This window comes from Kitasatospora sp. NPDC057542, from assembly GCF_042801945.1.
In the GTDB taxonomy this organism is placed as follows: Bacteria; Actinomycetota; Actinomycetes; order Streptomycetales; family Streptomycetaceae; genus Kitasatospora.
In genome coordinates, this window is sequence record NZ_JBHVFE010000442.1 from 1 (window position 1) to 7,435 (window position 7,435).

Genomic DNA, 7,435 nt, shown 5'->3' on the forward strand with positions numbered 1-7,435 from the left:
GGCCCGGGCCCGGGCCACCCCCTCTTCGCGTTCCTCAGCCCTGTGGCTGCCCGGCCCACCAGGCGCGCAGCGCCGAGACCGCCTCGTCGTGCTCCAGCGGGCCGTGCTCCAGCCGGAGTTCGAGCATGTGCTTGTACGCCTTGCCGACCTGCGGGCCGGGCTTGAGGCCGAGCAGCTCCATGATCTGGTTGCCGTCCAGCGCCGGGCGGATGGCGTCCAGCTCCTCCTGCGCCTTCAGCTCGCCGATCCGGACCTCCAGACCGTCGTAGGTGCGGGAGAGCGCGGCCGCCTTCTTCTTGTTGCGGGTGGTGCAGTCGGAGCGGGTCAGCTTGTGCAGGCGCTCCAGCAGCGGCCCGGCGTCGGTGACGTAGCGGCGCACCGCGGAGTCGGTCCACTCGCCGCCGCCGTAGCCGTGGAAGCGCAGGTGCAGCTCGACCAGGCGCGAGACGTCCTCGGTGAGCTCCTTGGAGTACTTGAGCTCGCGCATCCGCTTGCGGGTCATCTTGGCGCCGACCACCTCGTGGTGGTGGAAGGAGACCCGGCCGTCCGACTCGAAGCGGCGGGTGCGCGGCTTGCCGATGTCGTGCAGCAGCGAGGCCAGCCGCAGGGTGAGGTCCGGACCGTCCTGCTCCAGGCCGATGGCCTGCTCCAGGACGGTCAGCGAGTGCTCGTAGACGTCCTTGTGCCGGTGGTGCTCGTCCCGCTCCAGCCGCAGTGCGGGCAGCTCGGGCAGCACGTACCCGGCCAGACCGGTGTCGACCAGCAGCCGCAGGCCCTTCACCGGGTGCTTGGCCAGCAGCAGCTTGTTCAGCTCGGCCTGGACCCGCTCGGCGGAGACGATGGTGATCCGCTCGGCCATCGCGGTCATCGCGGCGACCACCTCGGGCACCGGGTCGAAGTCCAGCTGGGCGGCGAAGCGGGCGGCCCGCATCATCCGCAGCGGGTCGTCGGAGAAGGACTCCTCGGGGGTGGCGGGGGTGCGCAGCACCCGGGCCTCCAGGTCCTCCAGGCCGTGGTGCGGGTCGACGAAGCCGCGGCCGGGCAGGTCGACGGCCATCGCGTTGACCGTGAAGTCCCGGCGGACCAGGTCCTCCTCGATGGTGTCGCCGTAGCTGACCTCGGGCTTGCGCGAGGTGCGGTCGTACGCCTCGGAGCGGTAGGTGGTGATCTCGATCAGGAAGGAGCCCTCGGGGGTGTCCTTGCGGGCGCCGACCGTGCCGAAGGCGATGCCGACGTCCCAGACCGCGTCCGCCCAGCCCTTGACCAGCTTGAGCACCTGCTGCGGGCGGGCGTCGGTGGTGAAGTCCAGGTCGTTGCCGAGCCGACCGAGCAGCGCGTCCCGGACCGACCCGCCGACCAGCGCCAGCCGGTGACCGGCCGCCTGGAACCGGCGGGCGATCTCGTCGGCGACCGGCGACACCCGCAGCAGCTCTTGGAGGCCGAGGGTCTGGGCCTCGCTCAGGCCTGGTACGACCTGGACGGCGGTGCTGGAACGGTCGGTGCGCGCGGTGGGCTCATTGGCAGTGGACACGGCTCACAAGGGTACGTGCCCCGACAGGTCAACCGCCCGCGCGTTCTGGGCGTCTCACCCCACAGCCCGCAACACTGCACCGCGGGCCGCATCGTTACCATGCCGGTGGACGAGTCTCGGGCACCGGACAGGGGATGCGGTGTCTCGCGCCGCCACCACCCGCGGATTCCCCGCGGCATCGGTGCGGCGACGGCGTCGGGCGAAGAGTTCCAGAAGAGTCAAGCGAAGACCGTCGGGCGGACCGCGCCGGACGGACAGCATCAGCAGCGAACGATCGAGAACGGCGAGGGCGAAGCGAGTGAGTGAGCCGGCACGGCACTCGGGCCTGGGGGCGCACCGACAGCCTGGACGGGCCGAGCGCCCCGCCGAGGGGCGCCATCCGGCCCGCCGGGCACGCCGTGCGGTCCTGCGGGCCGCCGCCGCCTGCGCGGCCGCCCTGACCCTGTTCACGGCCGTCCCGGCGGGTGCGCTGCCCTCCGGCGGCAGCGTCCGCCCGGCCGCCGACTCCTCCGTCACGGCCGAGTACCCGGTGGTGATGACCATCGACGCGCTGAGCCCCCAGGTCGCCGCCCCGAACGGCATCGTGACGATCACCGGGCACGTCACCAACGCGGGCAACTCGGCGGTCAAGGGCGCCCACGCGGCCGTCCGCAAGCCGAACAGCAGCAGGCCGCTGGACCGGCGCAGCGATCTGGCCAACGTGGCCGGCCGCTCCACGCCGGACGGCAAGGACGGCGTGGAGCTGGACAGCCCGCAGTACGCCCTGCCGGAGCTGGACCCCGGGCAGAGCCAGCCGTACACCCTGAGCGTCGCGGTGAGCGACCTCGGACTCTCCACGAGCGGCGCGTACGAGCTCGCGGTGGACGCCTGGGGCACGACCGCCGACAACCCGCGCGACCGTGCCCTTGGCATCGCCCGGACCTTCCTGCCGTACAACCCGGGCGGCGCCGAGGCGCAGCCGACGAAGGTCGCCACGATCTGGCCGCTGGTGCACCCGCCGGTGATGGCCGCCCAGACCGTCGCCGACAACGACCAGACCATCTCGGTGCTGCGCGACGACAGCCTGGCCACCGAGTTCGCCCCGGGCGGCCGGCTGTACGAGCTGGTCGACACCGGCGCCAAGCTGAACGGGCTGACCTGGGTGATCGACCCGGACCTGCTGGACGCCGCGCTCGCGATGACCAAGCCCTACCGGGTGCAGAAGCCGGGGACCGAGGAGTCGGGCAAGTCGGCCAAGGACGACAACACCGTCCAGCTCCCCCCCTCGCCCGCCGCCGTCGCCTGGCTGGACAAGCTGCGGGCCGCCGTCGCCAAGCCGGGCGTCCAGGTGGTCTCGCTGCCGTACGCCGACCCCGACCTCGCCTCGATCGCGCACAACGGCTCCGACCTGACCGGGGTGACCACCGCGCTGAGCAAGGCGACCACGGCCGGCCGGCTGACCGTCGAGGGCCGGCTCTCCGTGGACACCCGCTCGGACGTCGCCTGGCCGTTCCAGGGCTACCTCGACCAGCAGATCGCCGCCCTCGCCCAGCAGTCGGGCAGCGGGCTGCTGCTGGTCAACGGCGAGAGCATGCCGGAGCCGGACTCGCTCAACTACACCCCGACCGCCGTCCGCCCGATCGGCAACGGGCAGAACGCCGTGGTGGCCGACGAGACCGTGTCCTCGCTCTTCGACAAGGACCTGAGCAGCCCGCAGGCGCAGACCGAGGCCACCCAGCGCTTCCTCGCCGAAACCTTCGCGATCACCCACGAGCAGCCGCAGAACCAGCGCGGGCTGCTGGTCATGCCGCCGCGCGAGCTGAGCGCCGCCAACGCCAAGGCACTGGCGACCGCCCTCCAGACGGCGGACGGCAAGTGGATCTCCTCGGTCAAGCTGGACGCGGTGGCCCAGTCCGCGGCCGACCCGAAGGCCAACACCGCCGTCCCGGCGCCCACCGACTACCCGACCCAGGCCCGGGCCTCGGAGCTGCCGGCGGCCGACCTGAGCCGCACCGACGACATCCAGCACGACCTGGACACCCTGATGCGGGTGCTCACCCTGCCGCAGCGGGTGCGCGGCCCGTTCAGCGCCGCGATGGTCCGCTCGCTGTCCACCGAGTGGCGCAGCCAGCCGCCGGCCGGGAGCACCTACCGCACCGGCGTCACGGAGTACCTGAAGGAGCTGACCAGGGCCGTCCAGGTGCCGAAGAAGAACGTGGTCACCCTGGCCGGCGACACCGGTCTGCTCCAGGTCAGTGTCCGCAACGACCTGACTCAGACGGTCACCAACCTCAAGCTGGTGCTCACCTCGGCCCAGCCGAACCGGCTGCGGGTGAGCAAGGAGGAGGAGCTGGTCCTCCCGCCCTCGCAGAGCGTGACCCTCCGCTTCAACGCCGAGGCGCACAACAACGGGCCGGTCGCGATGACCGCCCAGCTGTGGACCACCGGCCCCGACTCCCGGCCGTACGGCGAGGCCCGGAAGTTCACGGTGGAGGTCACCTCGGTGACCAACGGCGTGCTGTACGTCTTCGCGGGCGCCGGCGTCCTGCTGCTGCTGGCCGCGCTGCGCTTCGTGCGCCAGCGCAAGCGGCGCGGCGGGCAGCCGCACGAGGACGGCGACCAGCCGGTCGGGGACGCCCCGGCGGCGGGTGGCTCCGCGGCCGCCGGGCCCGCTCCGCAGCCCCCGGCGGAGGGCACGGCGAAGGAGTCCACCGCGGATCCCGCCGGGGCCCCGGCGGCGGACGGGACCGGCGGGACGGACGACGCCCCTGGTGACGGTCCTGCACAGACACCGCGTGGCAGCAGCCCGGATGGCCGGGATCGGGCCGCCGGTGATGAGAAGGTTGGTCCTTGATACCGCCGACCCCCCGCATCCCCGGGCCGGCCTCCCCCACGACAGCGAAGAGGTGACATGACCGGGCGCAGCGAGGAGCGGCCGCCGGGCCGCGGTGAGAGCCGGCCGGGCGCCGAGTCGCCGTCCGGCGACTGGTACGTGGCCGACACCTACGCCCAGGACCCGTACGCGGCGAACGCCTACGGGCACCCGCAGGACGGCCGGGACCCGTACGGCCTGCAGGCCGGTCGGCCTGCCGCGCCCCAGCCGCCGGCCGCCGCGTACGACGTGCCGCCGCAGCTGCCGCCGCAGGGCGGCGGCTACCCGACGCCGGTGCCGCCGACCCCCTACCAGGCCCCGGAGCAGTTCTCGGCCCCGGTGCCGCCGGTGCAGCCCGGCTGGGACACCCCGGTGCAGCCCGCCTGGCAGCAGGACCAGGCCCCGGCGCAGGCCGCCGACGGCCACTGGGGCGGCGCCGAGCAGCCCCGGCCGCAGTGGGAGCCGGGCCCGGCGCACTCCGCCTGGGACACCGAGACCACCGAGTACGTCGGGGTGGAGGCGCTCTTCGGCGGCCGCCCGGCCCAGGCCGCGGCCCAGCCGCCGGTCCCGCAGCCGAACGCCCCGGCGGCCGGCCACGCGCCGTACCCGCCGATGGTCGGCTACCCGGGGCAGCCGCAGCACGGCGGCGCTCCGGGCGGGCAGCACCACTTCGTGCCGCCGATCGAGTTCGACCCGCCGCTCTCCGAGCAGGAGGCCACCATGCAGGTGGCCGCCGTCGCGGTGCCTCCGGCGGTCGAGCCGCCGGCGGACGTCATCGCCGATGAGCAGGCCGCCCAGCAGGCGCCCGCGCCCACCGCCGAGCCCGCCAAGGCGGCCGGCGGCGGCAAGGTCTCCAGCCTGCTGAACTCCAGCGCGATCATGGCGGCCGGCACGCTGGTCTCCCGGGGCACCGGCTTCGTCCGGACCATGGTGATCACCGCGGCCATCGGCGTCGGCGTGATGGGCGACTCGTACAACGCGGCGAACACCCTGCCGACCCTGCTGTACATCCTGATCGGCGGCGGCGCGCTGAACGCGGTCTTCGTGCCGCAGCTGGTGCGCAGCATGAAGAACGACGAGGACGGCGGCACCGCGTACGCCAGCCGACTGCTCACCCTGGTGATGGTCGGGCTCGGCGGCGTGGTCTTCCTGGCGGTGCTCGGGGCACCCGTGCTGGTGCAGCTGATCGCGCATCCGATGATGGCCAACCCGGAGCGCGCCGACACCACGGTGGCGATGGCCCGCTACTGCCTGCCGACCATCTTCTTCATGGGCATCCACGTGGTGATGGGCCAGATCCTCAACGCCCGTGGCCGCTTCGGCGCGATGATGTGGACCCCGGTCCTGAACAACATCGTGGTGATCTTCACCTTCTCCGCCTACATCTGGGTCTACGGCGGGTTCGGCACCACCCACGTCACCCCGGAGGGCGTCTCCCCCGAGGGCGTGCGGCTGCTCGGCCTCGGCACCCTGGTCGGTCTGGTCGTCCAGTCGCTGGCGATGATCCCGTACCTGCGGGCCGCCGAATTCCGCTACCGGCCCCGCTTCGACTGGCGCGGCCACGGCCTGGGCAAGGCCGCCCGGCTGGCCAAGTGGACGTTCTTCTTCGTGCTCGCCAACCAGGCCGGCTACCTGGTGATCACCCAGCTGTCCACCAAGGCGGGCGACGCCGCGTCGGCGGCCGGACACGACGGCGTCGGCCTGGCCGCGTTCTCCAACGCACTGCTGATCTGGCAGCTCCCGCAGGCCGTGATCACCGTCTCGATCATGAGCGCGGTGCTCCCCCGGCTCTCCCGTGCGGCGGCCGACGAGGACGCCGGCGCCGTGCGCGACGACATCTCCTACGGGCTGCGCACCACCGCGGTGGCGGTCGTCCCGGCGGCCTTCCTGTTCCTGTCGCTCGGCCCGGTCATCGGCCGGGCGATCTACGCGATCGGCGGCAACGACACCGTCCTGAGCGACGCCACCAACGTCGGTCTGATGCTCTCCGCGTTCGCGCTGGGCCTGATCCCGTACTCCGCCCAGTACGTGATGCTGCGCGGCTTCTACGCCTACGAGGACACCCGCACGCCGTTCTCCAACACCGTCTGGGTCGCGGCCTGCCAGGCCGGCTTCGCGCTGCTGTGCTGGCTGCTGCTGCCCGCCGAGTGGACGGTGACCGGCATCGCCTTCGGCTACGGCCTGGCCTACGCCGTCGGAGTGACGGTCGCGATGCCGAAGCTGAAGAAGCGGATCGGCGGGCTGGACACCAAGCGGATCGGCAGGACGTACAGCCGGCTGACCGCCGCCTGCGTCCCGGCCGCCGTGGTCGGCGTCGGCGCCAGCCTGGGGATCCAACAGGTGCTCGGCGGCTGGCCGGGCAGCATGGCGTCCCTGGTCGTGGCCGGCGGCCTCCAGCTGGCCGTCTTCGCGCTCATCGCGAAGCGCCTGCGGATCGAGGAGCTGAACGCCATGCTGGGCATGGTCCGCGGCCGGCTGGGCCGCTGACCGTCCGACCACCGGCCGGACGAGCGGGCGCCCCGACCGGGCGTCAACCGGAGCGGGATGCTCCTCCGCTCGTCCGGCCGAGTGCTGGGTCACCGGTTGGTTCGGGTCCGCCCGAACGCCGGATGGCGACCCGGTGTCGGATCTGCACCACATCTCTCCACCCACGTGCAACCGAGCGGACGTCTCAGCGGTCGTACCCGGTGGAGAAGAGTGGGCACAATTGTCCTGGAGCACAGGGCTGCCGACCCTCGGGCTCCAGCGACTCTCTCAGGCCGGGGCGACACAAGGGGAGGCAGGACCACGGTGGCTGATGGCACCAAGGCCGTCGTCGACACGTCAGCAACTGACGCGGCGACGGACGAGGCCGCGCTGGCCGCGGCGATCGACGAGCTCGCGGGCTCGGAGGACGCCGCCGGGAGCGCCCTCGCGGACGCCCCCGCGGACACCCCCGCGGACGCCCGCGTGGGCGCCCCCGCTGACGCCGCCCCCGGGCGTAGCGCCGCGGACGAGGTCATGGAAGTGGTGCAGAACCAGCGGGTGTCTCTCGACGCCACCCAGGTCAACCC

3 protein-coding genes and 1 pseudogene are annotated in these 7,435 nt (G+C 73.2%); 3 read left to right on the plus strand and 1 reads right to left on the minus strand.

Going from position 1 to position 7,435, the window contains the following annotated elements:
- Positions 1 to 34: 34 nt before the first annotated feature.
- The gene (locus ACFU7Y_RS35830) at positions 35 to 1,462 is read right to left on the minus strand and encodes a CCA tRNA nucleotidyltransferase (protein ID WP_224277712.1); all 1,428 of its coding nucleotides are present in this window, start codon (positions 1,460 to 1,462) and stop codon (positions 35 to 37) included.
- A 367-nt stretch (positions 1,463 to 1,829) separates the two neighbouring features.
- Here ACFU7Y_RS35830 and ACFU7Y_RS35835 point away from each other — a divergent pair, with 367 nt between their 5' ends.
- The 3 genes and pseudogenes from ACFU7Y_RS35835 to ACFU7Y_RS35845 form a co-directional block, all read left to right on the plus strand.
- Positions 1,830 to 4,364, plus strand: a complete 2,535-nt coding sequence (locus tag ACFU7Y_RS35835; protein WP_380770866.1) for a DUF6049 family protein — start codon at positions 1,830 to 1,832, stop codon at positions 4,362 to 4,364.
- A 57-nt stretch (positions 4,365 to 4,421) separates the two neighbouring features.
- A complete protein-coding gene (gene murJ, locus ACFU7Y_RS35840; protein WP_380770867.1) occupies positions 4,422 to 6,869 on the plus strand; it encodes a murein biosynthesis integral membrane protein MurJ in 2,448 nt (815 codons plus the stop codon).
- A 303-nt stretch (positions 6,870 to 7,172) separates the two neighbouring features.
- A pseudogene (locus ACFU7Y_RS35845) lies at positions 7,173 to 7,435 on the plus strand (hypothetical protein); the annotation flags it as partial.